Raw genomic sequence first — 18,817 nt, forward strand, 5'->3', positions numbered from 1 at the left:
GCGGACACGTTCCGCGTCCCGCCCCGTGGGAACGCGAGAGCCCGCCGGCTCCCTACCGGTGAGGGCGGGGAAACGGCGGGCTCGGGCGCGTGAGGCCGGTGGTACTGCGACCGCTGGATCAGCGGGCGTAGTACTCGACGACGAGCTGCTCGTCGCAGATCACCGGGATCTCCTTGCGGTTCGGCTCCCGGTCCAGGCGGAAGGCGAGCGCCTTGAGGTTGACCTGCAGGTAGCGCGGGGTCTCACCGTCGGGGGCGAAGCCACCCTCGCGGGCAACCTGGAACAGGGGCTTCTCGCGGGAACGCTCGCGGATCGTCACGACGTCGTCCGGGCGGACACGGAACGACGGCTTGTCGACCTTGCCACCGTTGACCTCGACGTGGCCGTGGACGACCATCTGGCGGGCCTGGTAGATCGTGCGGGCGATACCGGAGCGGAGCACCAGGGCGTCGAGACGGCGCTCGAGCTCGATGATCAGCGCCTCACCGGTCTTGCCCTGGACCTTGCTGGCGCGCTCGTAGGCGCGGACCAGCTGACGCTCGGAGACGTCGTACTGGGCGCGAAGCCGCTGCTTCTCGAGCAGACGGACCTTGTAGTCCGAGTTCTGCTTGCGGCCACGGCCGTGCTCACCCGGCGGGTAGGGGCGGGCCTCGAAGTACTTGACGGCCTTCGGGGTCAGCGCGATGCCAAGGGCACGGGACTTCTTGACCTTGGGGCGGGACTGGTTCGGCATGAACCAACCTCTCTTGTTCTCTGTGAATTCGGCTTCACCAGGGTTAGGGGAGGTCGCATCCGCAGCCTGGGAAACCCCTCGGGTCCTGCCGTGGAATGGCGGACTCGGTGGGCAGCCGCTCCCTGGTCTGGGCACATACGTGCAGCACGCGAGTGGCCCACCGACCGCCTCGGGAGGGGTGGTGGGCTGCCCGCGACACCTTCGACGGTGCGCGACGCTCCTGGAGGTCTCCGGCCCGAAGGCGGTGGAGGCTCCGGCTGGATGTCCCGTTCTGGTGGTGCCGGCCGAAACCGGACACGGGACGCAGCGCTGCGGGCAAGTGTACAGGCCGGGTCCGGGTGCGACGGACCCGGGCGTACCGAGGCTGACGGCCGGCAGCCGCTGGCCGGTGGCCGGTGGCCGGTGGCCGTCGATCAGCGGCCGTCGGCCGGGCCTTCGCCGCGCAGGCGCTCACGGACCTTCTCCACCACGTCCGCGTACCGCGCCTCGGCCCCGTACCTCGTCGGTTCGTAGTACCGCTTGCCGTGGACCGCGTCCGGCGCGTACTGCTGCGGGGCGATGCCACCCGGGACGTCGTGCGGGTACACATAACCCTGGGCGTGGCCCAGCTTGGCCGCGCCCTTGTAGTGGCCGTCGCGCAGATGGGGCGGGACGGAGCCCGCCAGCCCGTTCCGTACGTCCGCCAGCGCGGCCCCTATCGCGGTCGTCGCCGCATTGGACTTGGGGGCGAGGGCCAGGGCGATCGTGGCGTGGCTGAGCGTCAGGGCAGCCTCGGGGAAGCCGATCATGGCGACGGCCTGTGCGGCGGCCACGGCCGTCGGCAGGGCGGTCGGATCGGCGAGGCCGATGTCCTCGCTGGCCGAGATCATCAGGCGTCGTGCGATGAACCGCGGGTCCTCCCCCGCCTCGATCATCCGGGCCAGATAGTGCAGCGCCGCATCCACGTCGGAGCCGCGGATCGACTTGATGAGGGCGCTCGCGACGTCGTAGTGCTGGTCGCCGTCGCGGTCGTACTTCACCGCGGCGCGGTCGACCGTCTCCTCCACGGTCTGGAGGAAGATCTCCTGCTCGCCCTTCGCCAGCGCCGCGCCCGCGGCGGCCTCCAGTGCGGTCAGGGCGCGCCTGGCGTCGCCCCCGGCGATGCGCAGCAGATGCGCCCGCGAGTCCTCCGGCAGCGTCACCGCACCGCCGAGCCCGCGCTCCTCCGTCAGAGCCCGCCGCAGCAGCCCGCTCACGTCGTCGTCCGTGAGCGGCTCCAGCGTGAGGAGCAGGGAACGGGAGAGCAGGGGGGAGATCACCGAGAAGTACGGATTCTCGGTGGTCGCCGCGATGAGCGTCACCCAGCGGTTCTCGACGGCGGGCAGCAGGGAGTCCTGCTGGGCCTTGCTGAAGCGGTGGATCTCGTCGAGGAAGAGGACGGTCTCCTTGCCGAAGCCTCCGGCGGCGCGGCGGGCGCCCTCGATGACCGCCCGCACCTCCTTGACGCCCGCGGTGATCGCGGAGAGCTCGACGAAACGCTTGTTGGTGGCCTTCGAGACCACGTACGCGAGGGTCGTCTTGCCGGTGCCCGGCGGCCCCCAGAGGATCACGGACGACGCGCCGGCGGGCCCTCCGCCGCCCTCGCCGACGAGCCGGCGCAGCGGAGATCCCGGCTTCAGCAGATGCTGCTGGCCGACGACCTCGTCCAGGGTGCGCGGGCGCATCCGGACGGCCAGGGGACTCGCGGTCGGGTCCTTCTCCTGGCGCTCCTCGGCGGCTGCTGTAAAGAGATCGGGCTCCACGTCATGAAGCCTAGGTCAGACCACTGACAACGCTGACAACGCCGTCGGCCGGTCCGGCCGTCAGCTCGTCCAGAAGTCCCACCAGCGGGTCAGGACCAGCATCCCGATGACTCCGGTGTGCAGCACCGGCAGGACCCATGTGAACTCGGAGAGGAAGTTCTTCAGCCACGCCGGGGCCGGCAGCAGACCGTTGCGGATGTTGTGGGAGGTCACGTACCAGAACATGAAGATCGTGGCGACCCAGGCCAGGCAGCACCAGAGGCACAGCGCGTTGATGTTGTACAGCGACTGGTACTGGAGCCAGGTGCAGAACCCGACGCCGAAGAGCGTGCCGGCGTTGAACGTCAGCCAGTACCAGCGGCGGAAGCGGGCACCCGCCAGCAGGCTCATACCGACGCCGATCACGATCGCGTAGGCGGCGAGACCGAGCATCGGATTGGGGAACCCGAAGGCTTCCGCCTGGTCGCTCTCCATGACGCTGCCACAGGAGACGATCGGGTTGAGGCTGCAGCCCGGGGTGAATGTCTTCCCCGCGACCTTGGCCTCGAGGATCTTGAACTTGTCGATCGTGATGACCCACGAGGCCAGCAGTCCGGCCGCGCCGGTGATCACGAGCAGCCAGGCGAACGCCCGGCCGCCTCCGACCGCGCCGCGCACGCCCTCCGCCTCCTGGCCGGAGGACACTCCGTCAACCGCTGCAGTCGTCATATCGCCGTTCCATCGCTCGGTTCGCTGCTGGCATGGTCATTCTGCCGCACGTCTGCCTCTGTCCACCGTTCGATGGACATAAGGACGTACGCACGGGGGGCCCGGTGGCCTGGATTCCGCGCGAATCTTCTGAGCATGACGACAACGGCGGTGGAAGTGCGCGGGCTTCGCAAGCAGTACGGCGAGGTCAGAGCGGTGGACGGCCTCGACCTGTCGATCCGGCGGGGTGAGGTTTTCGCCCTCCTGGGACCCGACGGAGCGGGTCAGGGCTTCTCCGGCGGCCGGCGGCGACGGCTCGACGTGGCCCTCGCTGTGATCGGCGATCGGGAACTGCTCCTGCTCGACGAGCCGACGACCGGCTTCGATCCGGCGGCCCGAGGCCCCGTGGCCCTCTTCAACGCCATGTCCGCCGTCGTCACCCTCGCCTTCTCCGTCTTCTTCGGTGTCTGGGTGGACCGGATCATCGAACAGAGCAAGGAACGGGCCGCGCTCATCGCCGATCTGGAGGCCGGCCGCGAGGAGGTCGCCCGGCTCTCGGCGGAACGCGTCGCCCTCAGCGAAAGGGAGCGGATGTCCCGGGAGATCCATGACACGCCGGCCCAGGGCTTCACGAGTCTGCTCGTGCTCGTACAGGCGGTGCAGTCGGAACCCGACACGGATCCGGTGCAGGCCCGGCGCCACCTCGATCTGATGGCCGTGACCGCCCGTCAGAACCTTGCCGAGGCCCGGGCGCTGGTCACCGGCGGCGCGCCCGCCGACCTCGACGGCGGCTCACTGCCGGATCCTGCGCGCGGTGGAAGCCGGCGCCGCGGGCCACCTGCTGAAGGACATGACGCGCGCGGAGCTCGCCGACGCGGTACGAGCGGCCGTCCGCGGGGAGACGGTCCTGGCCCCGTCGGTGGCGGCCCGACTGGTGGACCAGCTGCGCACCAAGCCGGAACGGCCGCGGCTTTCGGACCGCGAGGTGGCTGTTCTCCGCCTGGTCGCGGAGGGCGCGACGAACGCGGAGATCGGGCGGCAACTGGCGGCAACCGTACGTGGCCGAGTCGACGGTGAAGACGCACATGCTGCGCATCTTCAACAAGCTGGATGTCACGGACCGCACCGCGGCCCTGACGAGCGCGATGCGCCACGGCTTGCTGTAGCGGCCCCGAGCCTGCCTGTTCCGAACCGGGCCCCGTCCCGGCCCGCGGGCCTCATGGACCGGGGGCCGGGCGAGGGATGCTCCGCAGGACTCAACCCGCCCGTCAGGACAGGCGCGACCGGATCTCCGGCACCAGGCCGTCCAGCGGGACCGCGGTCTGCTCCCCGGACTCCATGTCCTTGAGCTGGACGACGCCTTCTGCCAGGTCGCGCTCGCCCGCGACGATCGCGTACCGCGCACCGCTCCGGTTGGCGTTCTTCATCGCCCCCTTGAGGCCCTTGCCGCCGAACGAGAAGTCCGCCGCCACACCGGCCTTGCGCAGCTCCGTGACGATGCCGAACAGGACGCGGCGCGCCTCCTCACCCAGCGGGACCGCGAACACGCTGGTGCTCGCCGGGAGCTCGAGCTCGATGCCCTCGGCCTCCAGCGCGAGGACCGTACGGTCGACGCCCAGCGCCCAGCCGACCGACGGGAGCGCCGGGCCGCCGATCATCTCGGAGAGGCCGTCGTAGCGGCCGCCGCCGCCCACCGCGGACTGCGAGCCGAGACCGTCGTGGACGAACTCGAAGGTCGTGCGCGTGTAGTAGTCGAGGCCACGCACCAGCCTCTCGTCGTCCTCGAAGGCGACGCCCGCGGCGGTCAGCAGTTCGCGCACCTCCTCGTGGTACGCCTTGCACGCGTCGCACAGGTAGTCACGGAGCAGCGGCGCGCCCACGAGCTGCTTCTGGACCGCGTCGCGCTTGTCGTCGAGGACCCGCAGCGGGTTGATGTCGACGCGGCGGCGGGTGTCCTCGTCCAGGTCGAGCCCGCGCAGGAAGTCCTGGAGCGCGTCGCGGTAGACGGGACGGCACTCCTTGTCGCCGAGCGAGTTCAGCAGGATGCGGAAGTTGCTGAGGCCCAGCGAGCGGTACGCCTGGTCGGCCAGGATGATCAGCTCGGCGTCGAGAGCCGGGTCCTCGGCTCCGATCGCCTCGGCGCCGACCTGCGAGAAGTGCCGGTAGCGGCCCTTCTGCGGGCGCTCGTAGCGGTAGTACGAACCCGAGTACCAGAGCTTGACGGGCAGGTTGCCCGCCTTGTGGAGGTTGGCCTCCAGCGCCGCGCGCAGCACCGACGCGGTGCCCTCGGGGCGCAGGGCGAGCCTGTCGCCGCCCTTGGTCTCGAAGACGTACATCTCCTTGGTCACGATGTCGGTGGACTCACCGACACCGCGCGCGAACAGTTCGACGTTCTCGAAGCCGGGCGTCTCGATGTAGCCGTAGCCGGAGTTCCTCAGCGGCGCGGAGATCGCCTCGCGCACCGCCAGGTACTGCGCGGAGTCCGGCGGGATCAGGTCGTAGGTGCCCTTGGGGGCCTGGAAGGTACTCACGAAAAGTCTCGTCACATTCCTCGTCGGGGAGCGGCGGTCGGGCCGCCGTCTCCCTGGTCGCCGGCCACTTCCCTCAGATAGGGGTTCGTGGCACGCTCGCGGCCGATGGTCGTCTGGGGGCCGTGGCCGGACAGCACCACGGTCGAGTCGTCGAGGGGCAGGCACACACGCGCCAGCGAGTCGAGCATCTCGGCCATGTCACCGCCGGGCAGGTCGGTGCGTCCGATGGAGCCGGCGAAGAGCAGATCGCCCGAGAAGAAGACCGGCGGGATGTCCGCGGCCTCGGGCAGACTGAAGGTCACCGACCCCTTGGTATGGCCGGGCGCGTGCGACACGGTCAGCTCCAGACCCGCCAGCTTCAGCGCGGCGCCGTCCGTCAGCTCATGGACGTCGTTCGGCTCCCCCACGGTCAGCTCGCCCATGAGCGGCATCCCGATGGAGCGGCCGAGGGCCTTCTCCGGGTCGCTCATCATGTACCGGTCGGCGGGGTGGATCCACGCCGGGACGTCATGGGCTCCGCACACCGGGACGACCGAGGCGACATGATCGATATGGCCATGGGTGAGCACCACGGCGACGGGCTTGAGCCGATGCTTCCTGAGCGTCTCCTCGACTCCCTGGGTGGCCTGGTGGCCCGGGTCGATGATCACGCACTCCTCGCCTGCGGCGGGGGCGACCAGGTAGCAGTTGGTCCCCCAGGCCCCGGCGGGGAACCCGGCAATAAGCACGATCGTCCTCAGTGTGTCGTCCGACGGGATTGCTGTACCGAAATACAGCAGATCAGAGCCTACCGGCGGTGCTCGTCACACAGCCAACCCGTATACCGTACGGGCACACCCGGCCGGACAGGATCACACGACATTCAAGGAGAAGACCCGGTGGTCAGCAGCGATCAGCGGCGGCGCCAGCTCGCCAGGGAGAAGTTCGAGCGGCAGCAGCAGCGTCGGGAGGAATCCCGGAAGAAGGCCAAGCGGCGCAACACGATCATCGCGTCGGCGCTCGCGGTGGCGCTGGCGGCGGGCGCGGCGGCGTACGCCTCTGTGGGTCTGGCCGACGGTGACTCCGGCTCCGACTCGGTCGCGGCGAACACTCCGTCCGCGACGCCCTCGAAGAGCGAGAGCAGCAGTCCCGAGCCTGCGATGGCCATCGACAAGAAGGCCACGTACACGATGTCGCTGAAGACCGGCCAGGGCGACATCGCCGTGGCGATGGACGCCGCGAAGACGCCGCGGACGGTGAACTCCTTCAAGCACCTCGCGGACAAGGGCTTCTTCGACAACACGAAGTGCCACCGGCTCACCACGGGAGGCATCTTCGTGCTGCAGTGCGGCGACCCGAAGGGCGACGGCACCGGCGGTCCCGGCTACACCATCCCGGACGAGAACCTGACCGGGCTCGGCAAGGCGGGCGCGGACGGCACCGTGACGTACAAGGCCGGCACGGTGGCGATGGCCAACACCGGCCAGCCGAACAGCGGCGGCAGCCAGTTCTTCCTGGTCTACAAGGACAGCAAACTGCCCCCCGGCTACACGCCGTTCGGCACCATGGACGAGACGGGGCTGAAGACGGTCGAGGCGGTCGCGGCTGCCGGAGTCGAGGGCGGCGCGACGGACGGTGCCCCGAAGAAGGCCGTCGCCGTCGAAAAGGTGACGGTCGGCAAGGGGTGACCCGGCGAATTCGGCGGCGCCGAGTGCGGACAGCCGGGTCGCCGGTCGCCTAGATTGGCGTTGTGCAGCGCGGCCTGGGTCCGCGCTGTGGAGGACGGGCGAGGCCCGTCCAGGAAACTGTGGACGATGCCCGGGGGCCGAGCCCTCGCAGGCATCATGTGGAGGAGGCGCTGTGAGCAGCGACCCGTGGGGCCGCGTCGACGAGACGGGCACCGTGTACGTGCGGACTTCCGAGGGCGAGCAGGTCGTCGGATCGTGGCAGGCCGGTACTCCCGAGGAGGCACTGGCCTACTTCGAGCGCAAGTACGAGGGCTTGGTTGTCGAGATCGGCCTCCTCGAGAAGCGGGTGAAGACCACCGATCTGTCGGCGAAGGACGCGACAGCGGCGATCGATCACATCCGCCAGCAGGTCGACGAGCACCACGCCGTCGGTGACCTCGACGCGCTGCGCAAGCGGCTCGACGCGCTCGTCGCGACGGTCGATGCGCGCCGTGAGGAGCGCAAGGCACAGAAGGCGAAGCAGACCGACGAGGCCAGGCACGCCAAGGATGCCCTCGTCGCGGAGGCGGAGGAGCTGGCGCAGAGCGAGCAGTGGCGGGCGGCCGGCGAGCGGCTGCGCGCGCTCGTGGACACCTGGAAGGGCCTGCCCAGGCTCGACCGGAAGTCCGACGACGAGCTGTGGCACCGCTTCTCGCACGCCCGCTCGGCGTTCTCCAAGCGTCGCAAGGCGCACTTCGCCTCGCTGGACGCCCAGCGCGAGGTGGCCCGGCAGACGAAGGAGCGGCTGGTCGCGGAGGCCGAGTCGCTCTCCGGTTCGACGGACTGGGTTGTCACGGCAGCCCGGTACCGCGAGCTGATGGCTGAGTGGAAGGCCGCGGGCCGCGCCCAGCGCGAGCACGAGGACGACCTCTGGAACCGTTTCCGCGGTGCCCAGGACGTCTTCTTCGCCGCCCGCAGCGGGGTCTTCGCGGAGCGCGACGCGGAGCAGACCGAGAACCTGAAGCTGAAGGAAGAGCTGGCGGCCGAGGCCGAGAAGCTGATGCCCGTGACGGATCTGAAGGTCGCCCGTGCGGCCTTCCGGTCCATCAACGAGCGCTGGGAGGCCATCGGTCATGTCCCGCGTGACGCCCGCCCGAAGGTCGAGGGCCGGATGCACGCGGTGGAGCGGTCGATCCAGGAGGCCGAGGAGGCCGAGTGGCGCCGCACCAACCCGGAGGCGAGGGCGCGTGCCGCCGGTCTGACGGGTCAGCTGCAGGCCGCGGTGGACAAGCTGCGTGGGCAGATCGACGCGGCGCGCGCGGCAGGCAACAACGCCAAGGCCGACAAGCTCGCGAAGGAGCTCGAGGGCCGGCAGGCGCTGCTCGACCAGGCGCTGAAGGGCCTGGAGGAGTTCGGCGGCTGAACCGCCACGGACGGCGAGGGCCCGGCAGCGCGCTGCTGCCGGGCCCTCGGCGTACCCGGCCGTCGCGCCAGGCAACCTGATGCGTGCTCGCGCCTGCCTCCTGGCGCGGACGGCGGTCGGCATGGTGGGGGCTCCGTGCCTGCGTCCGGAGGACCGACCGGATGCGCGGCCGGCACCGCCGGGCGTCGGCGGGCCGCGCATCGAACGCCTTCGCGGGCTGAACCTCCGCGCCTGGCGGCGGTGGGCGGCGCCTCGTCACGGCCTCGAACGCCGGGCGCAGCGCCCGGGAGCGGTCGCGACAGGCAGCCCCTCGTTTCCGTCCCAGAAACGCCGGACAACGCCTCCGCACGCGGGAGCGCCATGCCTTTGCTCGGAGACGCGGCGCACCTGCAGCGCGCCCCCGGACTCGAGGGCGAGACCGTCCACGATCAGCAGGCCACGCCCGCATTCCTGTCCGGGATCGGCGGGCAGGGGCCGCGGCAGATAGGGATGCTCGTCGTGGACAGCCGGCGCCGGCATCGTCCCGGTCCTGGTGAGCCTGACCGTCGCCCTCGGTGAACACCGGGCGGCGTGCTGTGCGACATTGCCGACGAGCTCGGAGATGACGAGGGAAGCCGCGTCCAGGCCTGCGCGCCGGCGGGGCACGCGCGGCCGTTCCCGAACGCCGAAGCCTGCCGCGTCCGGGGCGGAGTCCCGGAAAGCAGGGCCGTCGGACCTCGCAGGGGGCCGGGGCGAGCCCCAGGCCCCCTGCGGGAACGGCTCGGGTTACGGGCGCCGCGCGGACGTCACCCGGTACACGTCGTACACGCCCTCCACACCCCTGACAGCCTTCAGCACATGGCCGAGGTGCTTGGGGTCGCCCATCTCGAAGGTGAAGCGCGAGGTGGCGACCCGGTCGCGGGAGGTCTGGACCGCCGCCGACAGGATGTTGACGTGCTGGTCGGACAGGACGCGGGTGACGTCGGAGAGCAGCCTGGAGCGGTCCAGGGCCTCGACCTGGATGGCGACCAGGAAGACCGAGGACTGGGTGGGCGCCCATTCGACATCGAGCATCCGCTCGGGCTGCTGGGAGAGCGAGTCGACGTTGACGCAGTCCGCGCGGTGGACGGAGACGCCGCTGCCACGGGTGACGAAGCCGATGATGGGGTCGCCGGGTACGGGCGTACAGCAGCGCGCGAGCTTCACCCAGACGTCCTCGACACCCTTGACGACGACACCGGGGTCGGCGTTGGCCCGGCGCTTGCGGCTGCGTGTGCGCGACGGCGGGACGGACTCGGCGATGTCCTCGGTGGCCGCCTCCTCGCCGCCGAGCGCCTGGACGAGCTTCTGCACGACGCCCTGGGCGGCGACATGGCCCTCGCCGATCGCGGCGTAGAGCGAGGAGATGTCGGGGTAGCGCATCTCGTGCGCCAGCGTCACCAGCGAGTCACCGGTGAGGATGCGCTGGATCGGCAGGTTCTGCTTGCGCATGGCACGGGCGATGGCGTCCTTGCCCTGCTCGATCGCCTCGTCGCGGCGCTCCTTGGAGAACCAGCCGCGGATCTTGTTCCTGGCCCGCGGGGACTTGACGAAGCCGAGCCAGTCGCGGGAGGGGCCCGCGCCGGTCGCCTTGGAGGTGAAGACCTCGACCAGGTCGCCGTTGTCGAGCGTCGATTCGAGCGGTACGAGGCGTCCGTTGACGCGGGCGCCTATGGTGCGGTGGCCGACCTCGGTGTGAACTGCGTACGCGAAGTCGACGGGGGTGGCGCCCGCGGGGAGCGCTATGACGTCGCCCTTGGGCGTGAAGACGAAGACCTCGTTGCGGGAGAGGTCGAAGCGCAGGGACTCCAGGAACTCCCCCGGGTCCTCGGTCTCCTTCTGCCAGTCCAGGAGCTGCCGCAGCCACGCCATGTCGTTGATGGCGTCCTTGTCCTTGCCCGTTGCCTTGGGAAGGTCGGTGCGGACCTTGGAGGCGCCGGCGACGGCTTCCTGCTTGTACTTCCAGTGGGCGGCGATGCCGTACTCGGCGCGGCGGTGCATGTCGAACGTACGGATCTGGAGTTCGACCGGCTTGCCGTTCGGTCCGATGACCGTCGTGTGCAGCGACTGGTACATGTTGAACTTCGGCATCGCGATGTAGTCCTTGAACCGCCCCGGAACCGGGTTCCAGCGGGCGTGGACCGTGCCGAGTGCCGCATAGCAGTCGCGGACGGTGTCGACGAGGACGCGGATGCCGACCAGGTCGTAGATCTCCGCGAAGTCACGGCCGCGGACGATCATCTTCTGGTAGACGCTGTAGTAGTGCTTCGGCCGTCCGGTGACGGTGGCCTTGATGCGGGCGGCGCGCAGGTCGGACTGGACCTCGTCGGTCACTATGGCGAGGTACTCGTCGCGCTTGGGGGCGCGCTCGGCGACGAGCCGCACGATCTCGTCGTACATCTTGGGGTAGAGGATCGCGAAGGCGAGGTCCTCCAGCTCCCACTTGATGGTGTTCATGCCCAGCCGGTGCGCCAGCGGTGCGTAGATCTCGAGCGTCTCGCGGGCCTTCTTCTCCTGCTTCTCCCGCTTGAGATAGCGCATCGTGCGCATGTTGTGCAGGCGGTCGGCGAGCTTGATGACCAGGACGCGCGGGTCCTTGGCCATCGCGACGACCATCTTGCGTACGGTCTCGGCCTGCGCGGCCTCACCGAACTTGACCTTGTCCAGCTTGGTGACGCCGTCGACGAGCAGCGCGACCTGGTCGCCGAAGTCGCGGCGCAGGGTGTCCAGGCCGTACTCGGTGTCCTCGACGGTGTCGTGCAGCAGCCCCGCCATCAGGGTCGCCGGGTCCATGCCGAGCTCGGCGAGGATGGTGGTGACGGCGAGGGGATGCGTGATGTACGGGTCGCCGCTCTTGCGCTTCTGGCCACGGTGCCAGCGCTCGGCCACCTGGTAGGCGCGCTCGATCTGGCGCAGCGTGGAGCTCTCGATCTTCGGGTCGTTGCTGCGCACGATCCGCAGCAGGGGCTCCAGCACCGGGTTGTACGGACTGGAGCGCTGCACACCGAGGCGGGCGAGACGGGCGCGGACCCGGTTCGAGGAGCCGCCGCCCGAGCGCGCAGAGGGCGCAGGCGGGGGCTTCGGCGCGGACACCGGGACGGGAGTCTGCGCGGAGGCGGGAGCCGAGCCGTTCGCATTCCCCCAGCCTTCGGACGGGGGGACCCCCGTCTCGCTCCGCTTCGGCTCCGCGGCGGCGTCCGGCCGCTCGGCAGCCTTCTTCTCGGGCGTGACTGCGTCCGAGACAGCCTTGTCGGCCTGCTGCTCGGGCTTCGCGGTGGCGGGCTGGGCCTCGTCTGGCAAGAGCGCTCCTCATGCGGATCCGGGTCCCCCGGTCAGGCCCGGAAAAGCCATCGTATCGATCCTGGGCGTTCACCTCGCCCCGGGACGGGGACTGTGGACAACGCGGAACGGGCACCCGGTGTTCCCGGGTGCCCGTTCCGTGGCGCCGCTCTGCGGTCCTTGGCTGGTCAGAGCGTGATCAGAGCCTCCAGCGGGGCTCCGCGCAGGGCCGGCTCCAGGCGGGCACGCCCGCCGAGGAAACTCAGCTCCATGAGGATCGCGACGCCCGCGACGTCGGCGCCTGCCCGGCGGATCAGCTCCAGGGAGGCCTCCGCCGTGCCACCGGTGGCGAGGACGTCGTCGATGACCATGACGCGGTCGTTCCCGTCGAGGTCCTCGGCGTGCACCTCGATCTCGGCGGTGCCGTACTCCAGCTCGTACGCCTGCGACAGGGTCGCTCCGGGGAGCTTGCCCGCCTTGCGTACGGGGATGAAGCCGATCCCGGCCGTGACCGCGACGGGCGCGGCCAGGATGAAGCCGCGCGCCTCCAGGCCGACGATCTTCGTCGCGCCCTGGGCCAGGCAGAGCTCGGCGAGCGTCTCCGTCAGCGCGGTGAACGCGACCGGGTCCGCGAGCAGCGGGGTGATGTCCTTGAACATCACGCCCGGCTTCGGATAGTCCGGAACGTCACGGATGCGGCTGAGGAGCAGCTCCCGGGTGCTCGTCGTCATCGGCGCTTCCCCGTCGAGGGGCGGCCACGGCCGCGGCCCCGCTGGCCGACGACGGTGCCGGTGGCCGTGGCTCCGGGAACGGCGTCGTACGACTCGTCGTCCGCCCCGTGCGTTTCGGCGTCCTCTGCGGACTCGCCCTTGGCCGCTGCGGCAGCGCGCTTGGCGAGGACCCGCTTCTTCAGGGCCTTCATCTGCGGCTCGCGCTCCTTCAGGTCGGCGACCAGCGGAGTGGCGATGAAGATCGACGAGTACGCACCGGCGGCGAGACCGACGAACAGGGACAGCGAGATGTCGTTGAGCATGCCCGCGCCCAGGAAGCCACCGCCGATGAAGAGCAGACCGGCGACCGGCAGCAGCGCCACGACCGTGGTGTTGATGGAGCGGACGAGGGTGCTGTTGATCGACCTGTTGGCGATCTCGCTGTACGTCCAGCGGGTCTGCTTGGTGATGTCCTTCGACCCCTCCTTGAGGGAGTCGAAGACGACCACCGTGTCGTAGAGCGAGTAACCGAGGATGGTCAGCAGACCGATCACGGTGCCCGGGGTGACCTCGAAGCCGACCAGGGCGTACACACCGACGGTGATGGTGAGGTCGTGGATCAGGGCGATCAGGGCGGCGACCGCCATCCTCCATTCGAAGGCGATCGCCAGATAGATCACCACGAGGAACATGAAGACGCCGAGGCCGGTCCATGCCTTGTTGGCGATCTGCTCACCCCAGCTGGGGCCGACGAGCTCGGCGTTGATCTTGGATACCGGAACGTTCAGGTCGGTGGAGAGCTGCTGGCCCACCTTGTCGGCCTGAGCGGTGTCCAGCTCGCTGACCTGGATCCGCATGTCGCCGTTGCCGAGCTTCTGGACGATCGCCGGGTGGCCCGACGCCTCCTCCGCGGCCTTCTGGGCCTGGGTGACCGAGACGGACGTCTTCTCGACGGTGAAGACGGCACCGCCCTCGAACTCGATGCCCATGTTGAGACCCCGCACCGCCAGGGCCACGATGGCCGTGATGGTGATCAGGATCGAGATGCCGTACCAGAGCTTCCGCTTGCCGACGAAGTCATAGGCGACCTCACCGCGGTAGAGCCTGGCGCCGATGGTGCCGAGACGCGACATCTCACGCCTCCTTCGGGTCGATGGGGGCGGAGACACGGCGCGAACGGCGCAGCGGCGGCTTGGCGCCGAGGCGCTTCGGGTCGAGTCCGGACCACGGGTGGCCGCTCGAGAAGAACTTCGTACGGGCGAGGATCGTCATGAGCGGCTTGGTGAAGAGGAACACCACGACGACGTCGAGCAGGGTGGTCAGACCCAGCGTGAACGCGAAGCCCTGGACCTTGCCGACGGTGACGATGAAGAGCACGGCGGCGGCGAGGAACGACACGAAGTCGGAGACGAGGATCGTGCGCCGGGCACGCGGCCAGGCCCGCTCGACGGCCGGACGGAGGGTGCGGCCCTCCCGGATCTCGTCCCGGATGCGTTCGAAGTACACGATGAACGAGTCCGCGGTGATACCGATGGCGACGATCGCACCACAGACCGCCGGCAGGTTCAGCGCGAAGCCGATCGCCGGGCCGAGCAGTGTCATCAGGCTGTACGTGAGGATCGCGGAGACCAGCAGGCTCAGCAGGGCGACCATCGACAGACCGCGGTAGTAGACCAGCAGGTAGATCACGACCAGCGCGAGGCCGATGGCGCCCGCGATGAGACCGGCCTTGAGCTGCTCCCCACCGAGCGCGGCGGTCACGGTGGTGGCGCTCTGCTCCTTGAAGGTCAGCGGGAGCGCACCGTAGCTGAGGATGTTGCCCAGATCCTGGGCGGACTCCTGGTTGAAGTTGCCGGTGATCTCGGCGTTGGCGCTCAGCGTCTGGCGCACCGAGGGGGCGGAGACGACATCGCCGTCGAGCACGATGGCGAACTGGTTCATCGGCGGCTGCTGCTGCGACAGCTTGCCGGTGATCTTCGCGAACTTCTTCGAGCCGGCGGTGGTGAAGTCCATCGTGACTTTCCACTCGCCCTGCTGCGGGTCGAGGACACCCTTGGCCGCATCGACGTCCTTGCCGTCGACCTCGGCCGGGCCCAGCACGTACTTCTCCCACTGACCTGCGCTGTTCTTGCCACAGGCGACGATGGGGTCCTCAGGCCTGGTGCCCTTGGCCGCGTTGACGCGCTGCTGCTTGTCCAGGCAGTTCAGCTCGGTGAACTTCTTCTGCAGGGCGGCGTCACCGGCGGAGGGCGGCGGAGTGGGGCTCGGCGGGGCTGCCGCCGGCTTTTCCGACGCGGCGCCGCTGGGCGTGGGCGAGGGAGCCTTCAGTGCGTCGGTGACGGCACGGCCCTGCGTGGTGGCGCTCGGCTTGGGCGCGCCCGAAGGGGCCGTGACCTCGTCCTTGGCGCCGTTGCCCTTGCCCGAGGGCGAGGCGCTCGGGGTGGCGCTCTTGGCCGGCTCCGGCTTCACGGGGCCGCCGGCCGCCACGGCGAGGACCGGGCGGAAGTACAGCTGGGCGGTGGTGCCGACCTGCTCACGGGCCTGCTGCGAGTTCGTCCCCTTGGGGATGTTGACGATGATGTTCTCGCGGCCCTGGGTCTGGACTTCCGCCTCGGAGACGCCGAGACCGTTGACACGGCGGTCGATGATGCCGACCGCGGTCTTCATGTTGGTCTCGTTGACCGCGCTCTCCTTGCCGGGCTCCGGCACGGCCTGGAGCGTGATCGACGTACCGCCCGCCAGGTCGATGCCCAGACGGGGTGTGGTCTCCCCGGCCCAGAACATCCCGCCGATCAGCGCGGCCATGATGATCAGGATCATCGCCAGGGTGCGCCCTGGCTTGCCCTGACCCCCGGGCGCCCGTCGGCCCTTCTTCGGTGCTGCCACCTTCTCGATTCTCCCTGTCCAACCGCCCCGCGCCGGGTGTGCGACGGGGTGGCCACGAAGTGTTGTGGGGACCTGCCCCCGCAGTGGTCGGCACGAACGGGGGACCGCGGTCGGCGCCGACCGGCGCCCCGCGGTCCCCGGTCGCTGTTACTTCGCGTCGGTGTCGCCGTCGGTCTTCTCGTCGCCCTTGGCGTCCTTGGCCTCGGGCGCGTTACCGGCGTCGTCCGTCTCGTCCTTCTTGCCCAGGTCGATCTTGCCGTCCTTGGCGTCCGCGGTCTCGTCGTCGGCGGCCCCGGTCAGCGAAGAGGCGTCGTCCGGCACGACCGGCGTGTCGCTCTTGAGGGCGTCGTCGCCGTCGCCGTGCACGATCCGGTTGTACTCCGCGTCGTCGAGGACGGCGCCGATCGCGTTCTTGGCGAACACCAGGTGCACGCCCGGCGCGGCCTCGAGGAGGACCGTGTCGTCGTTGACCTCCTTGACGGTGGCGTACAGCCCACCGATGGTGCGCACGCCGGTGCCGGGCTGCATCTGGTTCCGCATGGAGGCCGCCGCCTGCTGCTTCCTCTTGGCGGAGCGGGTCATCAGGAACATGGCCCCGATGAGCACGATGAACGGGAGGAGGGTCACGATATCCACGGGACGGAATTCCTTCGCACGACCGCGCTGAGTAGCGGCCTGATCTACGGGGATGGGCACGCCGACCTGGAAGGGCGGCATCGGCGGAGTCTAAGCGAGTCCGCATCGATGGAACAACGCCCAGCATGGCACCGTCGTTCCCGCCCCGGCGACCCTCCGCGCCGTCACGCCCCGAACAGACCCTGTTGTCCGCCCGTGCCGACGCCGTGCTGCGGCGCTACGAGGCCGAGATGCGCCCATGCCGCGGGAGTGGCGACTCGTCCGCGCGGGGTACGGGCCAGCAGACCCTCCCGTACGAGGAAGGGCTCGGCGACCTCCTCGACCGTCTCGCGCTCCTCCCCCACGGCCACGGCCAGCGTGGACAGACCGACGGGACCGCCTCCGAACAGCTTGAGAAGGGCCTGGAGCACCGCACGGTCGAGCCGGTCCAGCCCACGTCCGTCCACCTCGTAGATCCCCAGGGCCGCGGCGGCGATGTCCCGGTCGATCCGGCCGTCGACCTTGACCTGCGCGTAGTCGCGGACACGGCGCAGCAGGCGGTTGGCGATACGCGGTGTGCCGCGGGAGCGGCCCGCGATCTCCGCGGCCCCGCCGGTGTCGATGGCGACGTCGAGGAGCTGGGCCGAGCGGTGGATGACGCGCTCCAGCTCCGCGGGCTCGTAGAACTCCATGTGGGCGGTGAAGCCGAAACGGTCGCGCAGCGGCGGGGGAAGCAGTCCCGCCCGGGTGGTGGCGCCGACCAGGGTGAACGGAGGCAGCTCCAGGGGGATGGCGGTGGCGCCGGGGCCCTTGCCGACGATGACGTCGACGCGGAAGTCCTCCATCGCCATGTAGAGCATCTCCTCGGCGGGCCGGGACATGCGGTGGATCTCGTCGAGGAAGAGGACCTCGCCCTCCTGCAGGGACGACAGGATCGCGGCCAGATCGCCGGCGTGCTGGATGGCGGGACCGGAGGTGATGCGGATCGGCGCGCCCATCTCCGCGGCGATGATCATGGAGAGGGTGGTCTTGCCGAGCCCTGGCGCGCCGGAGAGCAGTACGTGGTCGGCGGTGGCGCCGCGAGCGAGAGCCGCCTTCAGGACAAGGTCGAGCTGCTCCCGTACCCGCTCCTGGCCGACGAACTCGTCCAGCGACTTGGGCCGCAGTGCCGCCTCGACGGCCTGGTCCTCGCCGTCGGCGGACGAGCCGACGAGGCGGCCGTCGGCGGCGTCGTCGGTCGGGGGTGCGGTGTCGTCCCAGTTCACAGTGGATTGCCTCGCGGGGTCAGCGGGTGCGGTTCAGGGTCTGGAGGGCGGCCTTGAGCAACTGACCGATCTGCGGCTCGCCGGTCGCCGCCTCCGCCACGGGCGTCACGGCGGTCACCGCCTCTTCGGCCTCGCGGGTCGCGTAGCCGAGGCCGATCAGCGCGGCGTGCAGCTGGTCGCTCCAGGACTGGGTGACCGGAGCGCCGACGGCCCGGGAGGCCGGGCCGATGGGCTCGCCGAGGCGGTCCCGCAGCTCCAGAAGCAGCTTCTGGGCGCCCTTCTTGCCGATGCCCGGAACCGCGGTCAGCGCCTTCTCGTCACCCGTGGCCACCGCGCGGCGCAGGGCGTCAGGGCTGTGCACGGCGAGCATCGCCTGCGCGAGGCGCGGGCCGACGCCGCTCGCGGTCTGGAGCAGCTCGAAGACCTGCCGCTCGTCGTCGTCGGCGAAGCCGTACAACGTCAGCGAGTCCTCCCGGACGACCAAGGAGGTGGCGAGCCGGGCCTCCTGACCGATCCTCAGCCCCGACAGTGTGTTCGGCGTGCATTGCACGGCCATACCGACGCCGCCCACCTCGATCACGGCGGTCGTCGGGGCGAGAGCGGCAACCGGGCCGCTCACAAAGGCGATCATGCTCTACGGCCTTTCATCGCGTGGTGCGCGGCGACCGCCTGCTGGAGGCGGTTCTGCGCGGGGGCGCGCCAGATGTGGCAGATGGCGAGGGCGAGGGCATCGGCCGCGTCGGCCGGCTTCGGCGGGGCGTCCAGTCGCAGCAGACGGGTCACCATCGCCCCGACCTGCGCCTTGTCGGCGCGGCCCGTTCCGGTGACCGCGGCCTTGACCTCGCTCGGGGTGTGCAGTGCGACGGGCAGCCCACGGCGGGCGGCGCACAGCATGGCGACCGCGCTCGCCTGGGCCGTGCCCATGACGGTGCGGACGTTGTGCTGGCTGAACACCCGCTCGACCGCGACCATTTCGGGCCGGTGCATGTCCAGCCACTCCTCGATGCCACGCTCGACGGCGACCAGCCGGTCGCCGATGCCGGCGTCCGCAGGCGTACGCACGACACCGACGCCGACCATCGTCAGCGGGCGGCCGGCGACACCCTCCACCACGCCGACACCGCAACGGGTCAGGCCTGGGTCCACCCCCAGCACGCGCACGCCCACCCCTCCCCTGTCTGTGGCAGAACCTCCCCCAGGCTCTCGCGGAGGTGGTCGCTCAGCGTCGTGGCTGCTCGATCAA

16 protein-coding genes and 2 pseudogenes are annotated in these 18,817 nt (G+C 70.2%); 4 read left to right on the forward strand and 14 right to left on the reverse strand.

The window, feature by feature from the left end; translation table 11 throughout:
- Positions 1–118: 118 nt before the first annotated feature.
- From rpsD to ACFU5O_RS19470, 3 genes are all read right to left on the reverse strand, one after another.
- Positions 119–733, reverse strand: a complete 615-nt coding sequence (rpsD, locus tag ACFU5O_RS19460; protein WP_384241974.1) for a 30S ribosomal protein S4 — start codon at positions 731–733, stop codon at positions 119–121.
- A gap of 413 nt (positions 734–1,146) precedes the next feature.
- The gene (locus ACFU5O_RS19465) at positions 1,147–2,514 is read right to left on the reverse strand and encodes a replication-associated recombination protein A (RefSeq protein ID WP_384241976.1); all 1,368 of its coding nucleotides are present in this window, start codon (positions 2,512–2,514) and stop codon (positions 1,147–1,149) included.
- 60 nt (positions 2,515–2,574) lie between these two features.
- Entirely contained in the window at positions 2,575–3,222 is a 648-nt protein-coding gene (locus ACFU5O_RS19470; protein WP_384241978.1) for a vitamin K epoxide reductase family protein, read from the reverse strand.
- A gap of 393 nt (positions 3,223–3,615) precedes the next feature.
- Between ACFU5O_RS19470 and ACFU5O_RS19475 the strand changes: the two are divergent.
- Positions 3,616–4,014: pseudogene (locus ACFU5O_RS19475) on the forward strand (histidine kinase); the annotation flags it as partial.
- Positions 4,004–4,367, forward strand: a pseudogene (locus ACFU5O_RS19480) (LuxR C-terminal-related transcriptional regulator); the annotation flags it as partial. The pseudogenes ACFU5O_RS19475 and ACFU5O_RS19480, both read left to right, overlap by 11 nt.
- A 102-nt stretch (positions 4,368–4,469) precedes the next feature.
- Here ACFU5O_RS19480 and hisS read toward each other — a convergent pair.
- Together hisS and ACFU5O_RS19490 are read right to left on the reverse strand one after the other, a co-directional pair.
- Entirely contained in the window at positions 4,470–5,732 is a 1,263-nt protein-coding gene (hisS, locus tag ACFU5O_RS19485) for a histidine--tRNA ligase (protein ID WP_384241980.1), read from the reverse strand.
- 11 nt (positions 5,733–5,743) lie between these two features.
- Complete coding sequence (locus tag ACFU5O_RS19490) at positions 5,744–6,460, reverse strand: MBL fold metallo-hydrolase (RefSeq protein ID WP_384241982.1); 717 nt, start codon at positions 6,458–6,460, stop codon at positions 5,744–5,746.
- Positions 6,461–6,610: 150 nt separating this feature from the next.
- On the opposite strand from ACFU5O_RS19490, the gene ACFU5O_RS19495 reads away from it, so the two are divergent.
- Both ACFU5O_RS19495 and ACFU5O_RS19500 read left to right on the forward strand, forming a co-directional pair.
- Complete coding sequence (locus ACFU5O_RS19495; protein WP_384241985.1) at positions 6,611–7,399, forward strand: peptidylprolyl isomerase; 789 nt, start codon at positions 6,611–6,613, stop codon at positions 7,397–7,399.
- 172 nt (positions 7,400–7,571) lie between these two features.
- Positions 7,572–8,801 (forward strand): DUF349 domain-containing protein, encoded by a 1,230-nt coding sequence (locus ACFU5O_RS19500; RefSeq protein WP_384241987.1) that lies wholly within the window; start codon positions 7,572–7,574, stop codon positions 8,799–8,801.
- A 255-nt stretch (positions 8,802–9,056) separates the two neighbouring features.
- Here the strand turns inward: ACFU5O_RS19500 and ACFU5O_RS19505 are convergent, their stop codons facing one another.
- The 9 genes from ACFU5O_RS19505 to ruvC all read right to left on the reverse strand — a co-directional run bounded on the left by ACFU5O_RS19505 (position 9,057) and on the right by ruvC (position 18,735).
- On the reverse strand, positions 9,057–9,446 hold the full coding sequence (locus ACFU5O_RS19505) for an ATP-binding protein (protein WP_384241989.1): 390 nt from the start codon (positions 9,444–9,446) through the stop codon (positions 9,057–9,059).
- 120 nt (positions 9,447–9,566) lie between these two features.
- Positions 9,567–12,119, reverse strand: a complete 2,553-nt coding sequence (locus ACFU5O_RS19510; protein ID WP_384241991.1) for a RelA/SpoT family protein — start codon at positions 12,117–12,119, stop codon at positions 9,567–9,569.
- Between the two features lie 167 nt (positions 12,120–12,286).
- A complete protein-coding gene (locus tag ACFU5O_RS19515; RefSeq protein ID WP_384241994.1) occupies positions 12,287–12,829 on the reverse strand; it encodes an adenine phosphoribosyltransferase in 543 nt (180 codons plus the stop codon).
- A complete protein-coding gene (gene secF, locus ACFU5O_RS19520; RefSeq protein ID WP_384241996.1) occupies positions 12,826–13,941 on the reverse strand; it encodes a protein translocase subunit SecF in 1,116 nt (371 codons plus the stop codon). Before secF ends, ACFU5O_RS19515 begins: the two co-directional genes overlap by 4 nt.
- A 1-nt stretch (position 13,942) precedes the next feature.
- Entirely contained in the window at positions 13,943–15,694 is a 1,752-nt protein-coding gene (secD, locus tag ACFU5O_RS19525) for a protein translocase subunit SecD (protein WP_384241998.1), read from the reverse strand.
- 147 nt (positions 15,695–15,841) lie between these two features.
- The gene (yajC, locus tag ACFU5O_RS19530) at positions 15,842–16,330 is read right to left on the reverse strand and encodes a preprotein translocase subunit YajC (protein ID WP_384242000.1); all 489 of its coding nucleotides are present in this window, start codon (positions 16,328–16,330) and stop codon (positions 15,842–15,844) included.
- A gap of 164 nt (positions 16,331–16,494) precedes the next feature.
- Positions 16,495–17,574 (reverse strand): Holliday junction branch migration DNA helicase RuvB, encoded by a 1,080-nt coding sequence (gene ruvB, locus ACFU5O_RS19535; protein WP_384242002.1) that lies wholly within the window; start codon positions 17,572–17,574, stop codon positions 16,495–16,497.
- Between the two features lie 19 nt (positions 17,575–17,593).
- Positions 17,594–18,205, reverse strand: coding sequence for a Holliday junction branch migration protein RuvA (gene ruvA / locus ACFU5O_RS19540; protein ID WP_384242004.1), 612 nt, complete (start codon positions 18,203–18,205; stop codon positions 17,594–17,596).
- Positions 18,202–18,735 (reverse strand): crossover junction endodeoxyribonuclease RuvC, encoded by a 534-nt coding sequence (gene ruvC / locus ACFU5O_RS19545; protein ID WP_384242006.1) that lies wholly within the window; start codon positions 18,733–18,735, stop codon positions 18,202–18,204. Before ruvC ends, ruvA begins: the two co-directional genes overlap by 4 nt.
- Positions 18,736–18,817 lie beyond the last annotated feature (82 nt).

The organism is Streptomyces sp. NPDC057445 (assembly GCF_042802855.1).
Lineage (GTDB): Bacteria > Actinomycetota > Actinomycetes > Streptomycetales > Streptomycetaceae > Streptomyces.

Coding starts and splice junctions, on each gene's coding strand:
- ACFU5O_RS19515 (WP_384241994.1), bottom strand. CDS start 12,829: ATGACGACGAGCACCCGGGAGCTGCTCCTCAGCCGCATCCGTGACGTT.
- rpsD (WP_384241974.1), bottom strand. CDS start 733: ATGCCGAACCAGTCCCGCCCCAAGGTCAAGAAGTCCCGTGCCCTTGGC.
- ACFU5O_RS19470 (WP_384241978.1), bottom strand. CDS start 3,222: ATGACGACTGCAGCGGTTGACGGAGTGTCCTCCGGCCAGGAGGCGGAG.
- secF (WP_384241996.1), bottom strand. CDS start 13,941: ATGTCGCGTCTCGGCACCATCGGCGCCAGGCTCTACCGCGGTGAGGTC.
- ruvA (WP_384242004.1), bottom strand. CDS start 18,205: ATGATCGCCTTTGTGAGCGGCCCGGTTGCCGCTCTCGCCCCGACGACC.